This is a genomic window from Lysobacter sp. A421 (assembly GCF_054052145.1).
In genome coordinates, this window is record NZ_JBSVRL010000001.1 from 923,380 (window position 1) to 948,385 (window position 25,006).

Sequence of the window (25,006 nt, forward strand, 5' to 3'; positions counted from 1 at the left end):
CCGTGCCGTTCCTGGCTCTCCGCTGAGCCTCTAGGGGACCGTCCACTACAGGGGACTACTCCCAGGGAACCGTCCACTACAGGGGACCACCTGCCAGGGGATCTGGTCTAGGTTCTCCCCAGGGCTTGGCGCTTCGCCTCGCCCCTTTCGGAGTGACTGCCTTGAAGGTCTCCACCGCTGTCGAATCCCTGTTTCCTGGTGAGGTCGCTGACCGTCTTACGGTCTCGCGCACGTCTCACGGGTCATGCGTTGAACTGGTCCTGTTCGGCCAGCGCCTCATCATCGACATCATCAAACCCACGCCATCCGCGCCGCCTCAGGTCCTCTAGCCTCTGTTGCGTCTGGGGACTCAGACGGGCCCGGTTCCGCGCTTGCTCTTCCTCAGCCGTGCGGACTGGGGGCGCCTCCTGTCTGAGCTCCTGGCAGAGCAGAAACATCGGCTCCCATTCCCCCAGGAACCCGGCGGACAACTCGCACCCCTCAGCCGCCTCTAGCCTCACCCGGTCCATCCGCTCGACCATCCCAGGCGAACGGGCTCGCCCGTCCCAAAGGTCAGCGCATAGCGGCAACCGGCCTTCCTCTCCCCAGGGGCCAACGCCTTCTGTGTGCATCGTCTCTAGCTTGGCCGCCACGGTGTCCAGACGGGCCCTCAGGTCCCTCAGGCGCCTCTGGGTGTTCGCTCGGTCCCTCCAGGCCTGGTTCTGTACCTGGGTGCGTGGCTTGGCCTTGGGTGGCCGCTCCAGGCGAGCATAGAGCTCGGTAAATATGGCCTGGGTTTCCTCCCGTCTAGCCTCTTGCTCTGGGGTCATAAGGGCGTGCGGCGGGCCGGTACTGCTTGGGTAATCGTTCATGGTGTTCCTAAGGTGGTGGTGGGTGGTGGTCGGGGTGTCCAGACTGGACACTTCTGTCCAGCATGTAAGGTCTCTGTTCTGGACAGCAGAGGCTCAGAAGTCCGATTCCTGGCCCTCATCCGTCAGCAGCCATCCGGTCCTCTCCAGGTCCCTCCTGGTCTCCAGGTCCCCTTCATCTCCCCTGGCCTCTTCGACGTACCTTCTAAGGGCCCCGCGGACAATCTCAGGTTCCTCTCGGTCCATCACCCGGGCCAGCTTCCCTAACAGCTTGTCTTCGCGATACCTGGTGCGAACGTCCGGGCTCATCTCCTGATACATGCCATTGCGTACCGTGGCGCACACGCGGGGCCAATGGGGCCACCCGGTGATTGCGTCCAGGTGCTCAGGGGGAAACGTCGTCGGGTCCACTTCTGGGAGCCGCTTCAACATGCTCCGCACGGTCTCCGGGGATACCGCAAAGCGCCCCCCAAGGGTCCTAAGGGAAACCCCTTTGGGGAGCCCATCGGTCCCTCGGTCCGTAATGACCGCCAGGTGATGCCACAAGGCATTCCGCTTCTGCGTTGGCCGCATCTCCAGCTTGGCCCCTGCCACGTTCGCCAGCTTCGACGCATGACTGGCCTGGACCATCGTCATTGCCCTCACCTGGGCCGGCACCTGGTCCCGCTTGGCCCGCGTGTAAGACCTCAGCCGGTGGTGACCATCCACCACGAATAACTCCCCTCCTACGTCAGCCAGGTGCAAGGGCACCAGCTCCGCTTTGGGGTCTGCCTTCAGCAGCAACGCCATGTCATGTACGTGCATCTCTGATTGATCCTCCTGCCGTGTCCTCTCCCTCAGCTTCAGCAACGCGGGGTCTCTCACTTGCAACGCGGGGTGCGTCTTAATCCTGGTCCGCTCGACCATCTCCGCATCGGGGGTCTGCTTCACTTCCTTCATTGCGCTCCCTCCTACTTCAGGGGGCTATTGAGGATGAACTTCGACAACGCTTCCCCGTTGGTCATCGTTCGCCCCTCAGCAATCTCCAGCTTCCTTTGGTACTCCTTCAGTTTGTTGAAGGCCTCGAACTCAAATGACACATGCCGATAGATATACGGGGCACGCTCGGCGCCCTGCTCTCGCTGATCTTTCATCATTTCTCTCTCTGATAGTCGGGATACAAAACCCACCGCCGCCCCCCTGTTAGCCACGTTTTCACCGACGCCCGTAGGCGCCGATGGGAATGGGCAGGAGGACGGCAGGGGTACCTAGGGACCTTTCGGCCCCCAGGGATTACCTGGTGTGCTTACCGGATCGGATTGCCGCCCTGGCCACTGCTACGGCGCTGAGCCGGCACCTTCAGCGCGGCCTCCTGGGCTTCCATTTCCTCAGCGATCGCCACCGCACGCGCTTGAATGCGGGCCTTGCGGTCTAGCTCGCCCTGGAGCTGGTCACGGACGGTCGGCGCATCGGCATTCCGCGCCTCGATCTCCTTCCATTTGAGGCGGGCGTAAGGCAACTCGCTCTGCGTCAGATGAAGCAGCTCCCTGGCCAGCCTGTTCCTCTGGTCCTTGTCGGTGAGTTTCTTTGCTGGCCTGCGGGTCACCGGGTCAAGCTGATTCGACTCCTCATCAAGCTTGGATTCTAGATCGCGAATCCTCTTCACGATTGGATCGGTCAGGGTTCGTTCTGAAATGCCTGCGGTATCGGCAATGTCGGTCCCGTCTGGGTTGCCCAGCTTCTTCCCGGCTGTCCGCACGGTGAGGATCGACGGCTTGCCCGTCACAGGATTTATACCTGTTTCAATGGTGCGGGTAATGGGCAAAGTGCTATGACCGTTGCCGCTTGGGTTCTCTTCAGTTGACATCGTTTGGTTTCCTATTTCAGTCGCGCACAGTTAATCCGCCAGCCCCCTGCGCGGATGGGGGACGGCTTGCGGCTTTCGCCGCGGTGTTGGTGTTGGGTGGTGGGGGGGTGGTGCTACTCGGCAGGCATTGCCGTATCAAGCAAGGCCAGGACCGACCTGAGCTCATCCGCTACACGCCCGCGCTCCGCTCCCCTGAGGTGATAGCAGAAGCCCTGGTTCTGGTTGAAGGGCAGCGTGGCATCCTTCATCTCCAGCAGCGTCTTCAGCGTCGACTGGCGACTCAGCAGGGCAGCCGTCAGACGCTCCAGGCGGAAGTCAGAACTATTCATCGCTGCCTCCCTGGTCCTGGTCGTCCTGGTCGACGTCCTGGTCCTGGTTCATGGCGGCCCACTTCGCCGCTCCCTGGATCGTCAGTTTCCAGGCATCGGGACTACTCAGCTTGGCCTCAGCCTCGCTGGTCTCCAGGCTCAGCTGTTCGGCGGCCACCTTCAGCTTTCCGGCTCGATCCCGAGGTGATCTCAGAGCAACATTTACGCTTCGCCAGAAGGACGTCGCCCACAGTCCAGCCTCAGCAGCGATGACTTCACCCAGGGCAGCGGCAACGGTCGCCGGTGGCGTCTGTGAATACCGCCTGCCTGTCTTCTTACTGGTGGCCTGGGGCAGCGGCGCCAGCTTCATTACTGCCCTGCCAATGTTGGCATCTCGGGTCATGGTGCTAACCCAGGCGTTAGGGTAGGCCGCGGTGACTCCAAAGACAGACAGAACGGCAATCAGAAGGTCCCTTGGGGTGACCTCAAAGTCGCGAAGTCTGTCTAGGTGATCCATGACCCGCTTGGGCATTCGCACGCGATCGGCTAGCAGAGCCTCTGCCCATTCCTCCGCCGCAATGACCGCAGGGTGATCCTTGCGCCTCTCCAGGAAGATCGTGGCCAACTTCCGGTGCGGCTCCAGCTCTCCTGGCTTCAGGATGCGACCGTTCGGGTCACCCGTTCGGTATCGCTGCTTGGCGTGCGTGCTGCATTGCCGCGACCAGGTGCGGGGTGGCCGCGTGCATCCGTCGACGGCACATTGATCGTCGTTGTGGAGGGGCACGGCAGTTAGAGTCTTCGTGTTCATTTCTCCTACTCTTTGGGTTGATGCGTCTGAAGGTCAGACACGGGTTTGCCTCACGGTCCCTAGGGGTCCCGCAAGGGTGAAAAAACGCTGGAACGGGTACCCGTCAGAAAGGCGGGTTTGGTCGTCGTCTAGCGAGTACTGGCCCTCATCGCCTGGGGCGTGTCGCTAAAACTTCGCCGAAACTCGGGTACTGTCTCTTTAGATGGGCGTATGAATTGAACGTCGGCGATCATGCCGCTAACGTGTTCAGCGTGGGGGCGCCCCTGAATCGGGGGTCACCTGGAGCCTGGAGACCGTCAGTAACGGGGCGCGAGCGGGGACCCGGCGCCAACGGTATCTAGTAGGCGTGGGATGGGGTTATGCGGGTGGGTGGAACAATCCCGCGCCGCCCGGTGATCGGCGGGCCGGCGTGTATCTAGTAGCAGGGGCAATTGACGCCCTGGTGTGCTTCTAGTGTGTCCGGCAATCGGTGGGCCGCCTGTATCTAGTACGTCCAGTAACGGTCCGCAGCCACTCTAGCGAGTACTCCCCCCAATCGCTCAACCGGCCGCCTCCAGCCGTTGCACCAGCGACACGCCGCACCCCGCCTCCCTGGCGGTCTTCCTGATCCCCACTCCCTGAGCCCTGAGCTCCCGCACCTTCGCCACGGTCGCATCACTCGCCCTTGGCCTCCCTATGGTCTTCCCCCTGGCCTTGGCGGTCGCCATGCCCGCAGCCACCCGCTCCCGGATAATGTCCCGCTCAAACTCAGCGAACACTCCCAGCATTCCGAACATGGCCCGTCCCGATGATGTCGACGTGTCCAGGGCTTGCTTGTGCAAGTACAGATCCGCCCCCGCGCCCCTCAGGTCCCCCAGGGTCTCCACCAGGTGTTGAAGGGACCGCCCCAGGCGATCCACTGACCAGGCCGCGACCATGTCCACCTTGCGCTGAGTGACCAGCTTCAGGACCGTGTCGAAGGCGGGCCGCTTGTCGCGTCCCTTAGCCCCCGATATACCTTCATCGGCATACACCCCGACCACGTCCCACCCCGCCCGCTCTGCAACCTCCAGGAGCTCCCGGCGTTGGTTCTCGGTCGTCTGATCGGTGGTCGACACGCGCACATAGATGGCAACGCGCTTGCGTGCTTTGGCGGTAGTCATGACCTGGTCTCCTGGGCAGTGGTGAGGTTGTACCGTAGCATCCCGTTTCGGTACATGCAAACCAGCCCGATTCGCCCCAGGTGGCGTAAGGGTTTCAGCGGGCCCGGCTCGGGACCCTTTCGGTACACCGGCAATTAAGGGTTTTCCTACACCAGGGCGCGGCGTGGGCCGGCTGTCTCCTGGCTTGCGAACTGCCAGGCTGTTACCTGGTCGGCAAACGTGCGGGCCGTTGGCAGTCCACCGCACGTTAGGGCGCATGGACAGCGTCCCGCCGGCCTTCATCCCTTACGCTTTAGCTCGCTGGCCTGAGGGAGGCTTGGGGCACCCCCCACGGGGGGAATGGGGGTCGCGCTAGCTCTATGAGGTCCGTGAGGTGATTTGCACCAAAACGGCGCGCCCTCCTCAAGTACGCTTGTCACTCGTGCAAGGGGAAGGAGGGAGTATGAGTTTCCATGACTATTTCAGCGCAGAGCGGGAAGCCGCCGAGCACGCTTTGGTGGTCGCCTCGGGCGCCATCACGGGGGGCCTTGCGTCGTTCTCTGCCTGGTTGATGGCGGGCTCCGGAGCCGCGTTCTCGTTGTTCATCATCAACATTGACAAGTTGACGCCGCGCCTGAGCGGTGCCGCCTTCAAATGCGCACTGCTGTTCTTCGCCGCCTCGCTGTTGGCGGGTCTGATTTCTCGCTGGATGGCCACCTCGGTTGTGAGTCAACTGGCCGTCCTTGAATTAATCAAGCAACGCGCTGCAGGTGTAGAGCACCCCCGCTTTAGTAGTCGGGCTTTCGTCTGGTTCTTCGCTACTAACTCTCGATGGTGGGTTAGTCGCTCTATTTGGCGTGCGTTCCACAAACAGAACAAAGGCGCCCCACCACTCATGGCTCGGACGGTGGCCCAAATGTCCCAGCTCCAGTCCCTCTTTGCCTTGGCACAGATGGGGCTCATCGTGGCCTCAGTCGTAGCTTTGGCGCTCGGGATACGGATGTGAGGCATAGAAGCAAGAAGGGCCCCAAGGTCTCCCCAGGGGCCCAAACATGTACTAGAAACCTGTACTAGACTGGCTCTAGTACACCCTTGCAAGTTACTGATTAACAAGGATTTTTAGCTAATGGTGCCGAAGGGGGGACTCGAACCCCCACGCTTTTAAAGGCGGCGGATTTTGAGTCCGCTGCGTCTACCGATTCCGCCACTTCGGCCAGCTCGGAAGTATAACGGACGCATGGGGACACACTCCAGCTTTTTGCCGCACCGCGTCCAAGATCTATGTCCGATGCGGCGGCAGCGGTGGTGCCGGCCAGGGCCACCAACCCTGCCCGCTCATGGCGTAGCGATCCGCCGCCCGCTCAAACCGGTTGCGCACGCTTACTGCGCCACACAACAGGTATAACGGCAGGAACAGCACGCCCAGCGCCATGTACTGGTAGACGTGGGCGCGTTCGTGATCGCCCAGACGCACCGGCGGGTCTTCACACAACCCGGCTCGATGGGCGTAGGTTCGACAAGTGCTGTCGAGGTTGCCGCCGGTATGGATGATCACATTGCCCAGCGTGAGCGCGCCACCCGGCCCCCAACGCCAGCCATGGAATACCAGCGCCAGCTCAGCAGGTTGCCAATGCGCATGCGCGCCAAACGGCATGCCCGCAACACCAAGCAGTAATCCGACCAGCGTGTTGGGCGACGTCCACGCCATGCCCAGGACCAGCGCCACCCGCCGCCATGACACTTCCGTCAGCCAGCCTCTTCGGGCATCAGCAGCCACAGGATCAGGTACGCCAGGATGCCGGGGAACGCCGCGGAGGCGATCGAGACGATCACGAAAACGACCCGCACCAATGTCGAGCTCCAGCCGAAGCGCTGGGCAATGCCACCCATGACGCCGGCCAGCATGCGGTCGTTACGCGATCGGGTGAACGGACGGGATGAAGATTCCATGCGATTTCGGGGTCAGTGGAAGAGTAAAACCAGTCTAGCGCGGCAAGGTGACGACCGCGTCGCGCCGGAGAATCGTTCACTACTCCACCCCGTCACGAACGCGACGCCAGCCAGTCGTGGATCGATTGCGGGACCTCGCGCTGGGCCCGGCTGGAGACGTAGATGCCGATATGGCCGCCGCGGAATGACAACTCGCTGTAATCGTCGCCGCCGACCAGGCCACCCAGCGCCTGCGAGGACGACGGTGGAACCAGATGGTCGTGCTGGGCGAAGACATTCAACACTGGCATATCGACGTCGGCCAGGTCGACCGCCTTTCCGCCGATCTCGATCCCCCCATTGAGGAACCCGTTGGCCTGATAGAACTGCTTGGCGAACTGGCGGAATGCCTCACCGGCCTGGTCAGGCGAATCGAAGATCCAGTTCTCCATGCGCAGGAAATCCTCCAGCGCATCCCTGTCATCGAGGATGTCGACCAACCCGACGTACTTCTGCACGAACAGCCGCCACGGCTTGAGCGTCAGGTAGGTGGAATTCATCATGTCGGCCGGGATGTTGCCCAGCGCGTCGACCATCGCGTCGACGTCGATCCCGCGCACCCAGTTGGCGAGCATGTTGTCGTCGGTGTGGAAATCGACCGGGGTGACCATGGTGACCAGGTTGTGCACTTTCCCCGGGTTCAATGCCGCGTAACACAACGAGAACGCGCCACCCTGGCAGATGCCGAGCAGGTTGATGGCATCCAGTTGGTGCGCAGCGCGCAGATGGTCGACCGCGCCACCGAGATAGCGCTGGATGTAGTCCTCCAGCTCCAGGTAGCGGTCGGAGCGGTCCGGATAACCCCAGTCGAGGATGTAGACGTCCTCGCCGCGCTCAAGCAGCCCGCGCACGATCGATTTGTTGGCCTGCAAGTCGACCATGTAGGGACGATTGACCAACGCGTAGGCGATCAGCAATGGCACCTTTGCCGTCGGCGCGCGCCCGCCCTCCAGCGTGGCACCCTGATAGCGGTACAACACCACCTTGCCGTCGCGCCAGACCTCTTGCCTGGGCGTTGCGCCATAGCTGATATCGCCCACTTCATGCAGCGTGTCGAGACCGGCGCGCAGCTTGGCCTGCATCTGGATCGCGTCCTTCGCCATCGTTTCGGGGCTGAAGTCGAGCGGGCCGGTGTTGAACATAGTGGGCTTGTCCATGTCAGCGTGCCTTTGCGGCGGACTTGGCTACCCCGCGTCGTGATGCGGACGCAGGCTTGCCGGTTGTGGATTTCGTTTTCTTCGCAGCCGGTTTTTTCGCGGCCGGTTTCCTGGCCGTGGATTTCTTTGCCGGTGCCTTCGTGACTTTCTTCGCCGGTGCCTTCACCGCTTTCTTCGCGACCTTCTTTACTGCCTTCTTCGCGACCTTCTTTACCGGCTTCGCTTTTGCGGCCTTGCTCGTGGCCGCCTTCGGAGCCGCAAGCCCGCTATTGGGGCTGGGCCTTGTCGGTGGCGCCTCGCTTGCGCCGGAAGCCAGCTGATCGCGCAAGCGACGCAGCTCGCGCTCCAGCTGGACGATCTTGCGATGCACCGCATCCACCTCGCTGCGGGTGGGCACGCCCATCGCCTCGCCGACTTGTTCGATCTCGCGTTGCACCGCTGTGCGCAACCGCATCTGCGCGTTCACCATCGCGCCGTAGGCCTCACGGAAGCGCGGCGACAACGCGATTTCCGAGTACGTCTCCTCGGCGGCATCAATCCACAGGTCAAACAGTGCCCGCGCGGATTCAAGCTTCTTGCCGGGCTCGCTGCACTCGGTCAGTTTCTCTTCGAAACGCTTGAATGCGTCCTGCAACGCCTGCGCCATCAATGCCTGGTACGCCCGACCCTGCTGCTGGTGGTCTTGCTGCGCCTGGGCAAGCTGCTGCCAGCGCTGCTGGTGCTCGCGGGTGAAACCCACTGCGGGCGTACCCAGCCAGGTTTGCCCACCGGCCTGCATTTTCTCCAGCCACGGAGTCACCTGCTCGAACCATTGCTCGAAGCCTTGCTGACCCGGTCCGTGCATGTCACGCAACGCATCGGCAAACGGGTTGCCACCGGCGCCGCCGAGGATACTTTTCCAGGCCTCCGCGATCTCCGTCGCGCCCGCATCCTGACCTGCGAACCGGGCGGCCAACTGCTGCATCTGCGCGAACCAGCCGCGTGTCTGGTCGGTAAAACGCTCGACTGCCGCATCGGCCGGACCCTTGCCGCCACTGGCCAGTTGCGACCACCATGCGGTTGCCTCCTCCCAGCCCGGCATTGCGGCTGCCGCACCCGGAGACGCCGCGCCTGCGAAACCGGCACCCGGGAAGCCTCCGCCTGGAAACCCGGCGGCCGAGACTCCTGGCATCGACGGCGTCGTCGCGGGCACGGCACGCAACATCTCGCCCCAGCGACTCCAATACTGCCGCGCCAGCGACTCGAAGTCGTCATTGCCGGAACCGCCGCCGGCACCACTGCCAAAACCCCCGGGCGGAAAGCCACCCGTACCGAACCCGTGATTGGCCATTTCATCCTCCAAGCGTGAGCTCGATCATAACAACGCGACATCTGGATGCGTGGTGGATGCCTAAGGCTTCGGAATGCGCACCGTCTTGCTGATCATCAAAGTGCCCGACAAAGCGAACATCAACACCAGTGGATGGAACTGCCACGGCCCCAGCTTGACCACGCCCAGCCACAGGTCGGCGCCGATTGCGCCCTGCCCGGCCGCGATCCACAGCACCACCACCAACGCCAGGCTGGTCGGGATCGGCGTGCCCTCGAAGAACTTGACCTTGCCCTCGGCGCCGGACAGCTGCTCGGCGGTGACGTTGTAGCGCGCCAGCCGGCTGACCCCGCAACCGACGAAGTAACTCAGCACCACCCAGTCCCAGCCACCCTGCAGGCCACAGGCGTAAGCCAGCGCGGCGGGGGCGACCCCGAACGAGATCACATCGGCCAGCGAGTCCAGCTCCCGGCCCAGGGTGGAGGCCGACTTGCGCCAACGCGCGATACGACCGTCAAGCGCATCGAATATGAAAGCCAGCGGGATCAGCGCCATGCCGATCATCAAGTCGAACACGATCCCTTCCTGGAGGAAGCGCATCGCGGCAAAAACCGCCCCGGTGCCGCAGAAGGCGTTGCCGAGGGTGAACCAGTCCGCGAGGGCGAACTCGCGAAGCATCGAGAAATGGCGGCGTTGCTGCATTCACTGACTCCCGTGTGGTTCGCCATCATCGCGCAAACCGAGGCGTCCAGCCTGCCAAATGGCGAGTGAAAGCAAAAGCATCCCCTCACTCCACCCGTATGGCCCGAGCGTTGCGGGAGCGACTTCAGCCGCGATCGCGGAGTCGGTGCGCGCGATCCACCATCCGATCGCGGCTGAAGCCGCTCCTACAATAGGTTCCGAAGGACGCTACCCGGAAACAGTATCGCGATGGCCCCACCCCGCAAAATCCTGCATGTCGACATGGACGCGTTCTACGCGTCGGTCGAGCAGCGCGACGAGCCGTCGTTACGCGGCCGGCCGGTGGTGGTCGCCTGGCGCGGCGCGCGCTCGGTGGTGTGCGCGGCCAGCTACGAGGCGCGCAAGTTCGGGGTGCATTCGGCGATGCCCGCGATCCGCGCCGAGCGGCTATGCCCGCAGGCGGTATTCGTACCGCCGGACTTCGCGCGCTACAAGGCGGCATCAAGGCAGGTGCGCGAGATCTTCGCCCGCCACACCGACCTCATCGAACCGCTATCACTGGACGAGGCTTACCTCGACGTCACGGCTGCCAAGACCGGTCTGCCGTCGGCCACCGCGACCGCCGAGGCGATCCGTGCCGCAATTTTTGATGAGACCGGGTTGACCGCCTCGGCCGGGGTTGCGCCGAACAAGTTCCTGGCCAAGATCGCCTCGGACTGGAACAAACCCGATGGCATCTGCGTGGTGCGCCCGCGGCAGATCGATGCATTCCTGTTGCCGCTGGCCGTCGGTCGCTTGCCGGGAGTCGGCAAGGTAATGCAGGGCAAGCTGGCCGAACTGGGTATCGTCACGGTCGGTCAGTTGCGCTCGCTTCCGGCGGCCGAACTGGAGTTACGTTTCGGCCGCTGGGGGCGACGCCTGCACGAACTGTCGCTCGGCATCGATGACAACCCGGTGCGCTCCGAGCGCCCGACCATGCAGATCTCGTCAGAAGACACCTTCGAGCACGACCTGCTGCTGGATGCACTGGAACCGCACATCCGACGCCTCGCCGAGAAGACCTGGGCGGGTTACCAGCGCGAACGCACCCAGCACCAAGGCCGGCTTGCCCGCACCGTGGTGCTCAAGCTCAAGACCCATGATTTCCGCACCTTCACCCGCAGCCTGACCCCCGCCATGCAACCGGCGACACTGGAAGCGCTGGCCGACATCGCCTGTGAGTTGCGCACGCGGGTGGAATTGCCGGCGGGTACGCGCTATCGACTGGTGGGGGTAGGACTGTCCGGTTTCGTCGACCAGGACGATGTGCGCGTCCAGTCGGATCTTTTCGAGCACGACTGACTTCCTCCGTTCGCTGTTTTTCGTCTTCGCCGTTTTTGGTGGCGCACGACGATTCCCGGCAGTCTCATGCACTGGGACGGTCGACGGAAATACTGGACTGGCGGAGGCAACTGTCTTCGGCTTCTACCGGGAACGTCTGGACCATTCGGCTTTTGCCCGTCATTCCCGCGATGTTTGCCCGTTCCCGCGATGTTGTCCGTTCCCGCGAAGTTTTCCCGTCATTCCCGCGAAGGCGGGAATCCAGAGCCCGTTCGCGGGGATGATGGCCGCTGTTCAGAATTTCCATTAACTTTAATATGTAACTAATTGATTTTAATAACTCCTACTTCTATCGCCCGATTGTTACTAGAATTAGTACCATGCACTTGACCGACACCCAACGCCGCCTGCTCGACTTCCTCCGCGAGCACATCGCCGAGCACGGCTATCCGCCGTCGCAGATGGACATCGCCCGGGCATTCGGGTTCCGCCAGAACCGTTCGGCGCGCTATCACCTGGAGGCACTGGCCCAGGCGGGATTGATCGAACTGTCGGCCGGGCTTGCACGCGGCATCCGGCTCACATCGCCGCGTCGCACTTCCCTCAACGCCGACTTGCTGCAGGTACCTTTGCTCGGCCGGGTCGCCGCAGGTACGCCGATCGGCTCGGACCCCGAGGTACGGCGCGAAGTCACCCTCGACCCGTCGCTGTTCCGCCTGCGCCCGGACTACCTGCTGGAGGTCGAGGGCGAGTCGATGCTGCTCGACGGCATCCTGCCCGGTGACCTGATCGGGGTGCATCGCATTATTCAGGCAAGCAACGGCCAGACCGTGGTCGCGCGGGTCGAGGGCGAACTGACGGTGAAACGGCTGGACAACGGCGGCTCCGAGATCGGCGCCAGGCACCTGCGCCTGCTGCCGCGCAATCCGGCCTATGCACCGATCGAGATCGATGCGAGCGTCACCGATTTCGCGATCGAAGGCTTGTTTGCCGGATTGGTGAGGCCAAGCTGATGAGCGCCGTGGTCGCCCTTGATGCCTTGCTGAAATCGCGCCAGGTCTGGCGTGGCCAGCCAGCGCCGCGCGCACCGTCGCGACATCCCACCGGCTTCGCGCTGCTGGACGACGTCCTGCCCGACGGCGGCTGGCCCGAAACCGCATTGACCGAGCTGCTGCTGCCGGCCGACGGCGTCGGCGAGTTACGCCTGCTGTGGCCCACTCTCGCCCGGCTGTCGCGCGCCGACGGCATGGTCGCCCTGATCGCACCACCGTACTTGCCGTTTGCCGCCGCCTGGGCAAGCGCCGGCGTGCAACTCAACCGCTTGCAAATAATCCGCACCGACCCGCGCAACGCCCTGTGGGCCGCCGAACAATGCCTGCGCTCGGCCGCCTGCTCGGCCGTGCTGTGCTGGCCACAACACGCCAACGACCGCGCCCTGCGCCGCCTGCAGGTCGCCGCGGAAACCGGCCAGTGCCTAGGCTTCGCGATGCGACCGATGAAGACGGCTGCCAACCCGTCGCCAGCCGCACTGCGGATCGCCATTGACGTCGACCCGTCGCAACTGCGCGTACTCAAGTGCCGCGGCGGCAACCCGCCCACGCGAGCCATCCCGTTTGCGGCAAGCACGGCTTTATCCGTCCGGTCGCCATCGAAAATCGGACAGGGGGCGGCCGGTGGGGGTATTGCGCAGAAGCCGGCCAAGGATGGCCGGCGGCCCGCCTCAGGGCAGGGTGAGTGCAGGCCTGCTTGCGCGGCACTGCCGCGCGGCTTGCGCGAACGCCCGGCGCGCTGCGCCGGGCCGGACCGCGGAGCGGACCTGACGAAGGGCCGGAGCAATATCCCCGCCGGCCGCCCCCTGCCCGACCAAGCCATGCCGGCCCCCATTCCCTTCCGCCCCCGCGCCCTCCCGACGCAGGCGCAGTGAGCAAGGCCGATGCTCTGGGCCTGCATCCTCCTGCCGCAACTGGCGCTCGACGGCGTCCTGCGCCGCCACCCCGACCCCGACACCCCGCTGGTATTGGTGACCGGGCCGGCGCAACGCCGCGTGCTGCGCGCAGTCAACGCCGCGGCGAAAACCGCCGGTCTGCGCGCCGGCCAATCGTTGGGCGCGGCGCAAGCACTCTGCAGCCGATTCACCGCCGCCGAGCATGATCCGGCCGAGGTCGAGCGCTGGCATGACTTCCTGGCCGCCTGGGCGTACCGCTACAGCTCGCTGGTCAACCGCACCATGCCCTCGGCGCTGCTGCTGGAGGTCGAAGCCAGCTTCAAGCTGTTCGGCCCGTGGCCACGGTTCGAGACCCAGCTGCGCGCGGACCTGACCGAACTCGGCTTCCGCCACCGCATCACCCTGGCGCCCAATCCGTACGCCGCCCGCGCACTGGCCAACGTGCACGACGGCCTGGCGATTGCCCACGACATGCCGCTGCACAACGCGCTGGGCCAGTTGCCGGTCGAACGCAGTGGACTGGCCCCGGAAGTGGCGACCAGCCTCGCCCGCATGGGCCTGCGCAAGCTGCGGCAAGTCCTCGCCCTGCCCCGCGCCGCGCTCGGCAAACGGGTCGGCAAGGAGGCACTGGCGCACCTGGACCGGCTGACCGGCGCGCTGCCGACGCCGTTGCGCTACTACCAGCCACCGGACTCGTTCACTTCACGGATCGAGCTCAACTACGACGTCGAATCCAGCCAGGCGCTGCTGTTCCCGCTGCGCCGGCTGACCGGCGACCTGGCCGCCTACCTCGCCGGTCGCGACGGCGGCGTGCAGCATTTCACCCTGGTGCTGGAACACGAACGCTGCGCCGACAGCGAGCTGGTGGTTGGCCTGCTCGCGCCCGAGCGCAACCCGGCGATGCTGTTTGAACTGGCCCGCAGCCGGCTCGAGCAGATGCGGGTGCCCGCCCCGGTACGTGGCTTGCAACTGGTTGCATCCGAGCTGCCGCCGTTCGTGCCCGCCGGCCGGGATCTGTTTGACACCCGGCCGCAGCAGGCGGTGCCGTGGGAGCAACTGCGCGAACGCCTGCGTGCGCGCCTCGGCGACGAGGCGGTGCATGGCCTTGGCATGCGCGCCGACCACCGCCCGGAACGCTCATGGCAGGCCGAGTCGGCACGCGTGATTGATGCCCCCACCACGCCACGCCCCGGTTGGCTGCTGCCGAAACCACTACCGCTGCGAGACCGCCATGTCCGCATCGTCGCCGGCCCCGAGCGGATCGAGACTGGCTGGTGGAATGGCGACGTGCGCCGTGATTACTACCAGGTCGAGACCAGCCACGGCCAGCGCGCCTGGGCGTTCCGGCAGGCCGGCGATGCCGCCAGTGACGGACGCGCCGATGGCTTCATGCTGCACGGGTGGTTCGGATGAGAGCGACTCCGTCATCCTCACGAAGGCGGGGATCCATTCTTTCCACGTCATCCCCGCGAACGCGGGGATCCAGTGCCTCGGTTGCCGGCAGGGCCAACGTCGCTGGGTTCCCGCCTTCGCGGGAACGACGGGGAGCGCGGGAACGACGGGGGTCCGCACGCACATGATCCCCTTACCTGCCTACGCCGAACTGCACTGTCTGTCCGCCTTCAGCTTCCAGCGCGGCGCCTCGACCGCGCCCGAGCTGTTCGAGCGCGCCAAACAGCAGGGCTACACCGCGCTGGCGATCACCGACGAGTGCACGCTGGCCGGCATCGTGCGTGCGCTGGAAGCTTCCGAACGGTTCGGCGTGAAGCTGATCGTCGGCAGCGAAATGCAGATCGAGGACGGTCCCAAATTGGTGCTGCTGGTCGAGAACGCCACCGGTTACACCGCGCTGTGCCGCCTGATCACCCGCGCCCGCCGCCGCGCGCGCAAGGGCGAGTATCGATTGCTGCGCGAGGACTTCGTCGACACCGACGGCCTGCTTGCGCTCTGGCTGCCCGGCGAGCAGCCCGACAAGGCGCACGTAGACTGGATAAAGACCACCTTCCACGACCGCGCCTGGCTCGCGGTCGAGCTGCACCGCGGCCCTGACGACGAGACGCGGTCAACGCAGCTAAGGCAAGCCGGCGCCCGCCTCGGCCTGCCGCTGGTCGCAGCCGGCGACGTCCACATGCACGTGCGCGGCCGTCGCGCGTTGCAGGACACGATAACCGCGATCCGTCACCACGTCACCGTCGCCGAAGCCGGCCACCGCCTGTTCCCGAACGGCGAACGTCATTTGCGCAGCCGTCGCGCGCTGGCCGCAATCTACGGACCCGACGATCAAGCCGACCTGCTCGCCGAAACCCTGCACATCGCCGATCGCTGCCGTTTCAGCCTGCGCAACGACCTGCAATACCAGTACCCGCACGAACTCGTCCCGTCCAGCCACGACGCCAGCAGTTGGTTGCGCCACCTGGTCGAGCAAGGTGCGCGCTGGCGCTGGCCCGACGGTGTGGACGACAAGGCCCGCGCATTGATCGACAAGGAACTCGCCCTCGTCGCCGAGAAGCGCTACGAGTCCTACTTCCTGACCGTGCACGACATCGTCCGCTTTGCCCGTTCGCAGGGCATCCTCTGCCAGGGTCGCGGGTCGGCCGCCAACTCGGTGATCTGCTACACGCTGGGCGTGACCGAGATCGATCCCGTCCGCATGAACATGTTGTTCGAGCGTTTCCTGTCGAAGGAGCGCGACGAACCGCCGGACATCGACATCGACTTCGAGCACGAGCGCCGCGAGGAAGTCCTGCAATACGTGTTCAACCGCTACGGTCGCGAACGCGCCGCACTGACCGCGGTAGCCACCCAGTACCGCGGCCGCGGCGCGGTGCGCGATGTCGGCCGCGCGCTCGGCCTGCCGACCGACGTGGTCGGCGAGCTGGCATCGACGATGGACCGCTGGGGCGGCCACGCACCCCTCGCCGAGCATCTGCGCGAACGCGGCTTCGACCCTGACTCACCGGTGCTGCGCCAGGTAATCGCATTGACCGCCGAGTTGATCGGCATGCCCCGCCACCTGTCGCAGCATCCCGGCGGCTTCGTGATCTCCGAGTACCCCTTGCACACCTTGGTGCCGGTGGAGAACGCGGCGATGGACGACCGCACCGTGATCCAGTGGGACAAGGATGACCTCGACGAGATCGGGCTGATGAAGGTCGACTGCCTGGCGCTGGGCATGCTGACCGCGGTGCGCAAGACCCTCGACCTGCTGCGCGACACCGGCCGCCGCGACATCGCCGCGCTGGCCGACATCCCGGCCGAAGACCCGCAGACCTACGAGATGATCAGCCGCGCCGACACCATCGGCGTGTTCCAGATCGAATCGCGCGCGCAAATGGCGATGCTTCCGCGACTGCGCCCGAAGACGTTCTACGACCTGGTGATCCAGGTCGCGATCGTCCGCCCCGGCCCGATCCAGGGCGACATGGTCAACCCCTACCTGCTGCGCCGCACCGGCCAGGAACCGGTCGAATACCCCTCCGCAAAGCTGAAAGCCGTGCTGGAACGCACCCTCGGCGTGCCGCTGTTCCAGGAACAGGTGATGCAGATCGCGATGGCCGCGGCCGACTACACTCCTGGTGAAGCCGACCAGCTACGCCGCTCGATGGCGGCCTGGAAGCGCCGCGGCGGACTGGAGCCCCACCGCGAGCGCTTGATGACCGGCATGCTTCGCAACGGCTACAGCCGCGAGTACGCCGAGCGTATCTTCGAGCAGATCAAGGGCTTCGGCGACTACGGTTTCCCCGAGTCACACGCGGCCAGCTTCGCCCTGATCGCCTACGCCAGCAGTTGGCTCAAGTGCCACGAACCGGCGGCGTTCGCCTGCGCGCTGATCAACTCCTGGCCGATGGGCTTCTACTCGCCCGACCAGTTACTGCAGGACGCTCGCCGGCACGGCATCCGCACGTTGCCAGTGGACGTGCGCCACAGCGATCGGGATTGCAGTCTGGAAGGTATCTCCAAGCCCCCGATGCCGCCATTCCCGTCACCGTCGCTCCCGACACCGTCATCCCCGGCACCGTCATTGGCACCGTCATTCCCGGCACCGTCATTCCCGCGAAAGCGGGAACCCAGCGACTTGGATACCGCGGGTCCACCAGATACGCCAAAGTCACTGGATCCCCGCTTCCGCGGGGATGACGCGCGACAACCCGCGATCCGCCTCGGCCTGCGGATGATCCGTGGCTTCCAGCCCGACGCGGCGCAACGGATCGAGGTCGCACGCAAGCAGCGTCCGTTCACCGATGTCGCCGATCTGTGCGCGCGTGCTGCGCTCGACCGCCGCACGCAATCGTTGCTCGCCGATGCCGGAGCCCTGCGCGGCCTCGCCGGTCATCGCCATCGCGCCCGTTGGGCGATCACCGGGATCGAGCCGCAGTTGCCGTTGTTCGCTGACACCCCGGCGACGCGGGAAAGCGAGACGATCGTGTTGCCGCTGCCCAGCGCCGACGAGGACATGCGCGCCGACTACGCGATGACCGGCACGACCCTTGGCCGGCATCCGCTGGCGATGATCCGCAAGCAACTGTCGGCGCGCCGCTACCGTCGTTCCGGCGAGGTCGCGGCGATGCCGCACGGCCGCCACGTCCGCATTGCCGGCCTGGTCACCCTGCGCCAGCGCCCGCAGACCGCCAGCGGCGTGATCTTCATGACCCTGGAGGACGAGGACGGCATGACCAACGTAGTGGTCTGGCGCGACCTCGCCGAACGCCAGCGCCGCGAGTTGCTGGAATCGCGACTGCTCGCGGTCGAAGGCCGGCTGGAGTGCAAGGACGGCGTGCAACACCTGGTCGCGAAACGGCTGCAGAACCTGAGCGGCCTGCTCGGCGACCTCGACACCCGCTCCCGCGATTTCCATTGACCCGATACCGGATCCGGCATGCCGGCCGAATGGCGAGAGGTATTACCGGATGCGCAGGTCCGTCTCAGCGCATAAGCAGACGCTCCACACAACGAAAAAGCGGGCCGAAGCCCGCTTTTTCATGACGATTGATGCGTGCGCGGCTTACTCGGCCGGCGTGCCCTCGCCGTCGTTGACCGCCTTCATCGACAGGCGGATACGGCCCTGTTTGTCGACTTCCAGCACCTTGACCTTGACCACGTCGCCTTCCTTGAGCACGTCGCTGACCTTCTCGACGCGATCATTGGAGATCTGCGAGACGTGCACCAGTCCGTCCTTTCCGGGGGAGATGGTGACGAACGCGCCGAAGTCCATGATCTTGGCGACCTTGCCTTCGTAGATACGGCCCGGCTCGACGTCGGAAGTGATCTGCTCGATCCGGTCCTTGGCCGCCTGACCGGCAGCCGCATTGACGGAGGCAACGGTGATCGTGCCATCGTCCTGGATGTCGATCTGGGTGCCGGTCTCCTTGGTGATCGCCTGGATCACCGAGCCGCCCTTGCCGATCACTTCGCGGATCTTGTCGGGGTGGATCTTGATCGTGATCAGGCGCGGCGCGAATTCGCTGAGCTCGCCACGCGGGGCGGTCAGTGCGCTTTCCATCTCGCCAAGGATGTGCAGGCGGCCTTGCTTGGCCTGGGCCAGCGCGGCTTTCATGATCTCTTCGGTGATGCCCTGGATCTTGATGTCCATCTGCAGGGCGGAGATGCCCTCGCTGGTACCGGCGACCTTGAAGTCCATGTCGCCGAGGTGATCCTCGTCACCCAGGATGTCGGACAACACGACGAAGTCGTTGCCTTCCTTCACCAGGCCCATCGCGATACCGGCGACCGGCGCCTTGATCGGCACGCCGGCGTCCATCAGCGCGAGCGACGAACCGCAGACCGAGGCCATCGAGGACGAGCCGTTGGACTCGGTGATCTCCGAAACCACGCGGATGGTGTACGGGAACGCTTCCATCGTCGGCATCACTGCCAGCACGCCGCGCTTGGCAAGGCGACCGTGGCCGATCTCGCGACGCTTCGGGCCCATCATGCGGCCGGCTTCACCCACCGAGTAGGGAGGGAAGTTGTAATGGAACAGGAAGTGGTCCTTGTACTCGCCGGCGACGGCGTCGATGACCTGACCATCACGCGCAGTGCCAAGGGTGACCGCAACGATGGCCTGGGTCTCGCCGCGGGTAAACAACGCCGAGCCGTGCACGCGGGGCAGGATGCCGACCCGCGAGGAAATCGGGCGCACGGTGTCCAGCGCACGGCCGTCGATACGGACCTTGCTGCTCAGCACCGAGCCCCGCATGGTGCCGTACTCGAACACGCTGAACTGCTTGGACAGGTCGGAGGCCTTCCAATCGTTGGCTTCCGCCTGCGGCGCCAGTGACGCAATCACGTCTTTCTTCAACGCCGAGATGGCGTCCTTGCGCTCCAGCTTGTCGCTGACCGCGAACGCCTGGGTCAGGCGATCGCCAATGGCGGTCTTGAGCGCATCAACCAGGGCCGGATCAGCGGCCGGTGCGGCCCAGGTCCACTTCGGCTTGCCGGCTTCGGCGACCAGCTCGTTGATCGCGTTGATCGCGACCTGCATTTCCCTGTGGCCGAACATCACCGCGCCGAGCATCACCTCTTCCGACAGCACGTCGGCTTCGGATTCAACCATCAGCACCGCGTCGGCGGTACCGGCGACGACCAGCTCCAGCTGGGAATCCTCCAGCTCGGTCTTGGTCGGATTGAGCAAATACTGGCCGTCCTTGTAACCGACCTTGGCGGCGGCAATCGGGCCATCAAACGGGGCGCCCGACAACGCCAGTGCGGCAGACGCACCCAGCAGCGCCGGGATGTCGCCGTCGATTTCCGGGTTCATCGACATCACGGTGGCAATGATCTGGACTTCGTTGCGGAAGCCGTCCGGGAACAGCGGGCGGATCGGGCGATCGATCAGACGCGAGATCAAGGTCTCTTTTTCAGTCTGACGGCCCTCACGCTTGAAGAAGCCACCCGGGATACGGCCACCGGCGTAGAACTTCTCCTGGTAGTCGACGGTCAGGGGGAAGAAATCCTGACCCTCGCGCGCAGTCTTGTTGGCGACGGCGCTGACCAGCAGCACGGTGTCCTCGATGCGAACGATCACGGCGCCGCCTGCCTGGCGCGCGATCTCACCGGTTTCCAGGGTTACCTGGTGATTGCCGTACTGAAAGGTCTTGGTAATTTTCGCCACGTTGGTTTCCTATCGGTGCTGTGCGATCCGGTCATGGCCCTTGCCTTGCCCGGTCGGTCGCCGGCTCGCGACCTGGTGGGTCTTGCGACCCCGAAAACAGTCGCGGCGCATCACTGCGCCGCGAGGGAATACTTCGATCAGCGGCGCAGACCGAGCTTCGCGATCAATGCCTTGTAACGCGTGCTGTCCTTGCGCTTCAGGTAGTCGAGCAGGCGGCGACGACGGTTGACCATCATCAGCAGGCCGCGACGGCTGTGGTGATCCTGCTTGTGCTCCTTGAAGTGGCCCTGGAGCTGCTCGATGCGACCGGTGAGCAGGGCGACCTGGACTTCCGGGGAGCCGGTGTCGTTCTCGCCGCGCTTGTTGTCTTCAATGATCTTGCTGGTGTCAATGGACATGGGTTTGCCTCGTTGATGCGCGACCCGCAGAACGCGTCCGATGCCGGGCAATGCCAGCACCGGCGCACCGCCTGGTCCGCCGCTTGTTTACAGAATTGGATGATGAAACGTGGGTTTGCTTGGGAAAGCCTGCAAATTGTAGCCCTCTGTCCCCGGGACAACAAGGCGCGTCAGCGCTTCCGTTGCAATCAGCACGCCGCCGGCGTGGCCCATGCGAACAATCGCTGCGGATGCAGCAATCCGGTCTCGTCGACTCGGCCCAGGCCCAGCACCCGGTCGTCCTGATCGTGAACCGCGACGACCACCGGGCCCGGCAGCGTGACGTCCGGGCGGACTGGCTGGCCATGGCCCAGGGATTGCGCTTGTTCCGGGTCCAGGGTGATCCGGGGATAAGCGGCCAGCCCCGCCTCGATCGGCAACAAACAGGCATCAAGAACGTCCGCGCCCTGCCCTGCCAATGCTTCCAGCTCGGGGAGTGAATACATCCCGGGATCGGTGAACGGCTCAACCCAGAGCCGCCGCAGGACCTCCACGTGGGCACCGCACCCCAGCGATTCGCCGATCTCCCGAACCAGGCTGCGCACATAGGTTCCCGAGCCGCATTCGATCGACAGCACCAGCCGCGGCCCGTCGTGCTCCAGCAGTTCAAGGCGGTGTACCTCGACATCGCGGACTGGCGCGTCGATCGGCTCGCCACGTCGGGCCTTGGCATACAGCGGCTCACCGCCCTGCTTCAGGGCGGAATAGATGGGTGCACGTTGGCGGATGTCGCCACGCAGCGGCGCCAAAGCCGCTTCGATATCGGCGGCGTGCAATGACGGCACCGGTCGCTGTTGCAGCACCTGGCCATCGGCGTCGTCAGTGTCGGTGGTGGAACCCAGAACCGCGGTGGTCTGGTAGGCCTTGCGTGAGCCCAGCAACAACCCCGCGATCTTGGTAGCTTCGCCAAAACAGATCGGCAGCAGGCCGGTGGCGAGCGGGTCCAGGCTGCCGGCGTGGCCAGCCTTGCGGGCATGGAACAACCGGCGAACCTGTTGCAAGGCCTGGTTGGAACTCAGTCCGGCGGGCTTGTCGAGCAACAACAGCCCGTCGACCGGGCGGAAGTTGGCACGGCGACGCTTGCTCATCGATCCGATCCGCTCCGATCCATCTGGATCAATCAGGCAGGGTCTTCGGTGTCGCCCACCGGCGGATTCTCGCGCAGCAGGTTCTCGATGCGCTCACCACGATCCACCGAGTCGTCGTAATGGAAATGCAGTTCCGGCACGTGGCGCAACTGCATGGCGCGCCCGAGTCCGTAACGCAGTGGCTTGGTCAGCTCTTTCAGCCCTTCCATCGCCTCTTGCGCACGCTCTGGCTGCAATGCCGTCACGAATACCTTGGCATGCGCCAGGTCGCGGGTGACTTCAACGTCGGACACACTCACCGACGGCAGGCCATGCTCGCGAACGGCCTCGTGCACGAGGGTGCCCAGCTCACGTCGGAGCTGGGCGGAAACGCGATCGGTACGATGGAAAGTCTTCATGGCATCACAGCGTGCGCTGGACCTCGATGCGCTCGAAACATTCGATCATGTCGCCCGGCTTGACGTCGTTGTACTGCTTCACGCCGATACCGCACTCGGTGTTGACCCGGACCTCGTCGACGTTCTCCTTGAAGCGGCGCAGCGATTCCAGCTCGCCCTCGAAGATCACGACGCTGTCGCGCAGCACGCGGATCGGTTTGGTCCGCTTGACCACGCCCTCCACCACCATGCAGCCGGCGACGGCGCCGAACTTGGAGCTGCGGAACACATCGCGAACCTCGGCATTGCCGATGATTTCCTCGCGGATCTCCACACCCAGGATGCCCGAGGCAACCTGCTTCACCTGGTCGATCACGTCATAGATGATCGAGAAATAACGCAGGTCCACGCCGTTGGTCTCGATGACCTTGCGGGCGGACGCGTCGGCGCGCACGTTGAATCCGATGATGGTGGCCTTGGAGGTCGATGCCAGTTGCGCATCGGACTCGTTGATACCGCCGACGCCGGAGCCGATGACGTTGATGCGGATCTCGCTGGTGGACAGCGCGGTCAGCGCCTCGCGCAGTGCCTGCACCGAGCCTTGCACGTCGGCCTTGATGATCAGCGGCAGGCTGAGCTGGTCTCCACCCTGGCCCAGCTGGGCCATGATGTCTTCCATCCGGGTGCCACTCTGGGCAACCAGGCGCGACTCGCGACGCTGGGCGTCACGTTGGCCGGCCACATCCTTGGCCAGGCGCTCGTCCTCGACCACGACGAAATCGTCACCGGCATCGGGAACACCCGACAAGCCCAGTACCTGCACCGGAATCGAGGGGCCGGCCGAATCGACCTGGGCACCCGTCTCGTCAAACAACGCCCGCACGCGGCCGTACTGCACGCCGCAGACCAGGTAATCGCCCTTCTTCAGCGCGCCCTGCTGGACCAGCACGGTGGCCACCGGGCCGCGACCCTTGTCGAGCGCGGACTCGATCACCACACCGTTGGCGCGGCCTTCGGCGACGGCGCGAAGCTCCAGGAATTCCGCCTGCAGTGAAATCGCGTCCAGCAATCCGTCGATGTTCTGGCCGGTCTTGGCAGACAACTCGACGAACTGGGTTTCGCCACCGAATTCCTCGGCAACGACTTGTTGTTCCAGCAGCTCGTTCTTTACCCGCAACGGATCGGCGCTGGGCTTGTCGACTTTGTTGATCGCCACGATCAACGGCACGTTGGCAGCGCGGGCATGTTGCACCGCTTCGATGGTCTGGGGCTTGACACCATCATCGGCGGCCACCACCAGCACCACGATATCGGTGAGCTGCGCGCCTCGTGCACGCATCGAGGAGAACGCCGCGTGACCCGGCGTATCCAGGAAGCTGATGATGCCCTTGTCGGTCTGCACGTGGTACGCGCCGATATGCTGGGTAATGCCGCCAGCCTCGCCGGTGGCGATCTTGGTGCGACGGATCTGATCCAGCAACGAGGTCTTGCCGTGGTCGACATGGCCCATGATGGTCACTACCGGTGGACGGGCCACCTGCTCGCCATCGTTGTTTTCCACGTGCGCCAACAGGACGTTTTCAACGTCGGCTGCATCGGCGCGGACGACGTTGTGGCCAAGCTCCTCGGTCACCAGTGCCGCGGTGTCATGGTCGATGCTCTGGGTGATGGTGGCCATCACGCCCATCTTGAACAGCGCCTTGACCACCTCCCCACCCTTCAACGACATCTTCTGGGCGAGGTCGGCAACCGTGATGGTCTCGCCAATCGCAACATCGCGCACGATGGGCGCGGTCGGCTTGCTGAACCCGGTACCGCTGCGTGCCTGGTTGCCCTGGCGCCGCGGCGCCGGGCGCCCACGGGCGTTGGTGCTGCGACGCGCACGGTCGGACGCACTCAAGTGCATCTGCCCGGCGAAACGCTTGTTGCCTCCATCGTCGTCGGCGCTGGCGGGAGCGGCATTGGAACCACGCTTGTGGCGTGAAGTCCCGCGCTCGTCGCCAGCCCGCGGCGCGGCGGGCTTCGGATGGCCATGACCATGGGTCACAGCGGGCTTGGGCTCGCCCTCCACGGCTGCCGGAGCCGCGGGAGCCGCCGCCGCAGCAGCCTGCTCAAGCTTCAGTTGTGCGGCCTGCTCGGCTTCACGCTTCACCCGCTCGGCTTCGTCGGCGCGGCGCTTGTCGGCCTCTGCCAGTGCCTTTTGCTCGGCGAGGTTGCGCTGCCTGGAAGCTTCCAGCTTGCGCAGGATCTCGGCGCGCTCGTCGGTTGGCTCACCCTGCTTCTCGTCGGGGCGGATCACGGTGACCTTCTTCCGTACCACCACGTCAACCGTGGCACGGCTTTTCCCGCCTCCGACCGTAAGCTCCTGCTTGCGGCTCCGGCTGAGAGTGATCTTCTTGGCAGGGCCGCCAACGGCGAGGGGCGCATTGCCCTTGCCATGGGCGCTGCGCAGGAAGCCGAGCAGCTTGCCCTTCTCGGCACTGGTGACCGCCTGGTCAGGCCCGTCGAAGGGCATGCCAGCCTCGGCCAACTGCTCCAGCAGCTTCTCGACCGGCGTGTTCACCAGTGCGGCCAACTTGCGGATAGTGGTTTCCTGCGACATTCGGTTTCCGTGTCCTGTGGCACGGACCAATGCCCGTGCGTAATGATGCATTCTAACGG

The 25,006-nt window shown here is 64.8% G+C and carries 21 protein-coding genes, 1 tRNA gene and 1 pseudogene; 6 read left to right on the forward strand and 17 right to left on the reverse strand.

Annotated features, from left to right (window positions below; all coding sequences use genetic code 11):
- Positions 1 to 944 precede the first annotated feature (944 nt).
- The 6 genes from ACW7G6_RS04145 to ACW7G6_RS04170 all read right to left on the reverse strand — a co-directional run bounded on the left by ACW7G6_RS04145 (position 945) and on the right by ACW7G6_RS04170 (position 4,952).
- Complete coding sequence (locus ACW7G6_RS04145; RefSeq protein WP_456997596.1) at positions 945 to 1,787, reverse strand: hypothetical protein; 843 nt, start codon at positions 1,785 to 1,787, stop codon at positions 945 to 947.
- An 11-nt stretch (positions 1,788 to 1,798) separates the two neighbouring features.
- The gene (locus ACW7G6_RS04150; protein WP_456997597.1) at positions 1,799 to 1,984 is read right to left on the reverse strand and encodes a hypothetical protein; all 186 of its coding nucleotides are present in this window, start codon (positions 1,982 to 1,984) and stop codon (positions 1,799 to 1,801) included.
- 149 nt (positions 1,985 to 2,133) lie between these two features.
- Positions 2,134 to 2,694, reverse strand: a complete 561-nt coding sequence (locus ACW7G6_RS04155) for a hypothetical protein (RefSeq protein WP_456997598.1) — start codon at positions 2,692 to 2,694, stop codon at positions 2,134 to 2,136.
- 113 nt (positions 2,695 to 2,807) lie between these two features.
- Positions 2,808 to 3,023, reverse strand: a complete 216-nt coding sequence (locus ACW7G6_RS04160; RefSeq protein ID WP_456997599.1) for a hypothetical protein — start codon at positions 3,021 to 3,023, stop codon at positions 2,808 to 2,810.
- Complete coding sequence (locus ACW7G6_RS04165) at positions 3,016 to 3,180, reverse strand: hypothetical protein (protein WP_456997600.1); 165 nt, start codon at positions 3,178 to 3,180, stop codon at positions 3,016 to 3,018. The genes ACW7G6_RS04160 and ACW7G6_RS04165 overlap by 8 nt, the downstream gene beginning before the upstream one ends.
- A 1,169-nt stretch (positions 3,181 to 4,349) precedes the next feature.
- Complete coding sequence (locus ACW7G6_RS04170) at positions 4,350 to 4,952, reverse strand: recombinase family protein (RefSeq protein WP_456997601.1); 603 nt, start codon at positions 4,950 to 4,952, stop codon at positions 4,350 to 4,352.
- Between the two features lie 442 nt (positions 4,953 to 5,394).
- Here ACW7G6_RS04170 and ACW7G6_RS04175 point away from each other — a divergent pair, with 442 nt between their 5' ends.
- Positions 5,395 to 5,937: a hypothetical protein gene (locus tag ACW7G6_RS04175; RefSeq protein WP_456997602.1), complete on the forward strand. Its 543-nt coding sequence runs from the start codon at positions 5,395 to 5,397 to the stop codon at positions 5,935 to 5,937.
- Positions 5,938 to 6,058: 121 nt separating this feature from the next.
- Here the strand turns inward: ACW7G6_RS04175 and ACW7G6_RS04180 are convergent.
- The 6 genes from ACW7G6_RS04180 to ACW7G6_RS04205 form a co-directional block, all read right to left on the reverse strand.
- Positions 6,059 to 6,145: transfer RNA gene (locus tag ACW7G6_RS04180), tRNA-Leu, on the reverse strand.
- Between the two features lie 65 nt (positions 6,146 to 6,210).
- A complete protein-coding gene (locus ACW7G6_RS04185) occupies positions 6,211 to 6,639 on the reverse strand; it encodes a hypothetical protein (RefSeq protein WP_456979895.1) in 429 nt (142 codons plus the stop codon).
- 38 nt (positions 6,640 to 6,677) lie between these two features.
- Positions 6,678 to 6,881, reverse strand: a complete 204-nt coding sequence (locus ACW7G6_RS04190) for a PspC domain-containing protein (protein ID WP_456997603.1) — start codon at positions 6,879 to 6,881, stop codon at positions 6,678 to 6,680.
- 92 nt (positions 6,882 to 6,973) lie between these two features.
- The gene (gene phaC, locus ACW7G6_RS04195) at positions 6,974 to 8,077 is read right to left on the reverse strand and encodes a class III poly(R)-hydroxyalkanoic acid synthase subunit PhaC (RefSeq protein WP_456997604.1); all 1,104 of its coding nucleotides are present in this window, start codon (positions 8,075 to 8,077) and stop codon (positions 6,974 to 6,976) included.
- A gap of 1 nt (position 8,078) precedes the next feature.
- Positions 8,079 to 9,407: a class III poly(R)-hydroxyalkanoic acid synthase subunit PhaE gene (phaE, locus tag ACW7G6_RS04200; RefSeq protein WP_456997605.1), complete on the reverse strand. Its 1,329-nt coding sequence runs from the start codon at positions 9,405 to 9,407 to the stop codon at positions 8,079 to 8,081.
- A 60-nt stretch (positions 9,408 to 9,467) separates the two neighbouring features.
- Positions 9,468 to 10,088 carry a CDP-alcohol phosphatidyltransferase family protein gene (locus ACW7G6_RS04205; protein ID WP_456979601.1) on the reverse strand — a complete coding sequence of 207 codons (621 nt, stop codon included), beginning with the start codon at positions 10,086 to 10,088 and terminating at the stop codon, positions 9,468 to 9,470.
- Positions 10,089 to 10,316: 228 nt separating this feature from the next.
- On the opposite strand from ACW7G6_RS04205, the gene dinB reads away from it, so the two are divergent.
- The 5 genes and pseudogenes from dinB (at position 10,317) to ACW7G6_RS04230 (ending at position 18,190) form a co-directional block, all read left to right on the forward strand.
- The gene (gene dinB / locus ACW7G6_RS04210) at positions 10,317 to 11,408 is read left to right on the forward strand and encodes a DNA polymerase IV (RefSeq protein WP_456997606.1); all 1,092 of its coding nucleotides are present in this window, start codon (positions 10,317 to 10,319) and stop codon (positions 11,406 to 11,408) included.
- A 359-nt stretch (positions 11,409 to 11,767) separates the two neighbouring features.
- Complete coding sequence (gene lexA / locus ACW7G6_RS04215; protein ID WP_456997607.1) at positions 11,768 to 12,400, forward strand: transcriptional repressor LexA; 633 nt, start codon at positions 11,768 to 11,770, stop codon at positions 12,398 to 12,400.
- Positions 12,400 to 13,005 (forward strand): annotated as a pseudogene (imuA, locus tag ACW7G6_RS04220) (translesion DNA synthesis-associated protein ImuA); the annotation flags it as partial. The gene lexA and the pseudogene imuA, both read left to right, overlap by 1 nt.
- 315 nt (positions 13,006 to 13,320) lie before the next feature.
- Entirely contained in the window at positions 13,321 to 14,745 is a 1,425-nt protein-coding gene (locus ACW7G6_RS04225; RefSeq protein WP_456979604.1) for a Y-family DNA polymerase, read from the forward strand.
- Positions 14,746 to 14,908: 163 nt separating this feature from the next.
- On the forward strand, positions 14,909 to 18,190 hold the full coding sequence (locus ACW7G6_RS04230; RefSeq protein ID WP_456997608.1) for an error-prone DNA polymerase: 3,282 nt from the start codon (positions 14,909 to 14,911) through the stop codon (positions 18,188 to 18,190).
- Positions 18,191 to 18,334: 144 nt separating this feature from the next.
- Here ACW7G6_RS04230 and pnp read toward each other — a convergent pair whose 3' ends face one another.
- The 5 genes from pnp to infB all read right to left on the reverse strand — a co-directional run bounded on the left by pnp (position 18,335) and on the right by infB (position 24,947).
- On the reverse strand, positions 18,335 to 20,443 hold the full coding sequence (pnp, locus tag ACW7G6_RS04235; protein WP_456979606.1) for a polyribonucleotide nucleotidyltransferase: 2,109 nt from the start codon (positions 20,441 to 20,443) through the stop codon (positions 18,335 to 18,337).
- A gap of 137 nt (positions 20,444 to 20,580) precedes the next feature.
- On the reverse strand, positions 20,581 to 20,841 hold the full coding sequence (rpsO, locus tag ACW7G6_RS04240; RefSeq protein ID WP_456961709.1) for a 30S ribosomal protein S15: 261 nt from the start codon (positions 20,839 to 20,841) through the stop codon (positions 20,581 to 20,583).
- 188 nt (positions 20,842 to 21,029) lie between these two features.
- Positions 21,030 to 21,968, reverse strand: a complete 939-nt coding sequence (gene truB / locus ACW7G6_RS04245) for a tRNA pseudouridine(55) synthase TruB (RefSeq protein WP_456997609.1) — start codon at positions 21,966 to 21,968, stop codon at positions 21,030 to 21,032.
- A gap of 32 nt (positions 21,969 to 22,000) precedes the next feature.
- Positions 22,001 to 22,366, reverse strand: a complete 366-nt coding sequence (rbfA, locus tag ACW7G6_RS04250) for a 30S ribosome-binding factor RbfA (protein WP_456961711.1) — start codon at positions 22,364 to 22,366, stop codon at positions 22,001 to 22,003.
- A gap of 4 nt (positions 22,367 to 22,370) precedes the next feature.
- Positions 22,371 to 24,947: a translation initiation factor IF-2 gene (infB, locus tag ACW7G6_RS04255; RefSeq protein ID WP_456979608.1), complete on the reverse strand. Its 2,577-nt coding sequence runs from the start codon at positions 24,945 to 24,947 to the stop codon at positions 22,371 to 22,373.
- Positions 24,948 to 25,006 lie beyond the last annotated feature (59 nt).

What these genes read in the sequence shown, in the direction of transcription:
- ACW7G6_RS04145 (WP_456997596.1), bottom strand. Translation starts at nt 1,787, where the DNA reads ATGAAGGAAGTGAAGCAGACCCCCGATGCGGAGATGGTCGAGCGGACC.
- ACW7G6_RS04150 (WP_456997597.1), bottom strand. Translation starts at nt 1,984, where the DNA reads ATGATGAAAGATCAGCGAGAGCAGGGCGCCGAGCGTGCCCCGTATATC.
- ACW7G6_RS04155 (WP_456997598.1), bottom strand. Translation starts at nt 2,694, where the DNA reads ATGTCAACTGAAGAGAACCCAAGCGGCAACGGTCATAGCACTTTGCCC.
- ACW7G6_RS04160 (WP_456997599.1), bottom strand. Translation starts at nt 3,023, where the DNA reads ATGAATAGTTCTGACTTCCGCCTGGAGCGTCTGACGGCTGCCCTGCTG.
- ACW7G6_RS04170 (WP_456997601.1), bottom strand. Translation starts at nt 4,952, where the DNA reads ATGACTACCGCCAAAGCACGCAAGCGCGTTGCCATCTATGTGCGCGTG.
- ACW7G6_RS04175 (WP_456997602.1), top strand. Translation starts at nt 5,395, where the DNA reads ATGAGTTTCCATGACTATTTCAGCGCAGAGCGGGAAGCCGCCGAGCAC.
- ACW7G6_RS04185 (WP_456979895.1), bottom strand. Translation starts at nt 6,639, where the DNA reads ATGGCGTGGACGTCGCCCAACACGCTGGTCGGATTACTGCTTGGTGTT.
- ACW7G6_RS04190 (WP_456997603.1), bottom strand. Translation starts at nt 6,881, where the DNA reads ATGGAATCTTCATCCCGTCCGTTCACCCGATCGCGTAACGACCGCATG.
- phaC (WP_456997604.1), bottom strand. Translation starts at nt 8,077, where the DNA reads ATGGACAAGCCCACTATGTTCAACACCGGCCCGCTCGACTTCAGCCCC.
- phaE (WP_456997605.1), bottom strand. Translation starts at nt 9,407, where the DNA reads ATGGCCAATCACGGGTTCGGTACGGGTGGCTTTCCGCCCGGGGGTTTT.
- ACW7G6_RS04205 (WP_456979601.1), bottom strand. Translation starts at nt 10,088, where the DNA reads ATGCAGCAACGCCGCCATTTCTCGATGCTTCGCGAGTTCGCCCTCGCG.
- dinB (WP_456997606.1), top strand. Translation starts at nt 10,317, where the DNA reads ATGGCCCCACCCCGCAAAATCCTGCATGTCGACATGGACGCGTTCTAC.
- lexA (WP_456997607.1), top strand. Translation starts at nt 11,768, where the DNA reads ATGCACTTGACCGACACCCAACGCCGCCTGCTCGACTTCCTCCGCGAG.
- ACW7G6_RS04225 (WP_456979604.1), top strand. Translation starts at nt 13,321, where the DNA reads ATGCTCTGGGCCTGCATCCTCCTGCCGCAACTGGCGCTCGACGGCGTC.
- ACW7G6_RS04230 (WP_456997608.1), top strand. Translation starts at nt 14,909, where the DNA reads ATGATCCCCTTACCTGCCTACGCCGAACTGCACTGTCTGTCCGCCTTC.
- rpsO (WP_456961709.1), bottom strand. Translation starts at nt 20,841, where the DNA reads ATGTCCATTGACACCAGCAAGATCATTGAAGACAACAAGCGCGGCGAG.
- truB (WP_456997609.1), bottom strand. Translation starts at nt 21,968, where the DNA reads ATGAGCAAGCGTCGCCGTGCCAACTTCCGCCCGGTCGACGGGCTGTTG.
- rbfA (WP_456961711.1), bottom strand. Translation starts at nt 22,366, where the DNA reads ATGAAGACTTTCCATCGTACCGATCGCGTTTCCGCCCAGCTCCGACGT.
- infB (WP_456979608.1), bottom strand. Translation starts at nt 24,947, where the DNA reads ATGTCGCAGGAAACCACTATCCGCAAGTTGGCCGCACTGGTGAACACG.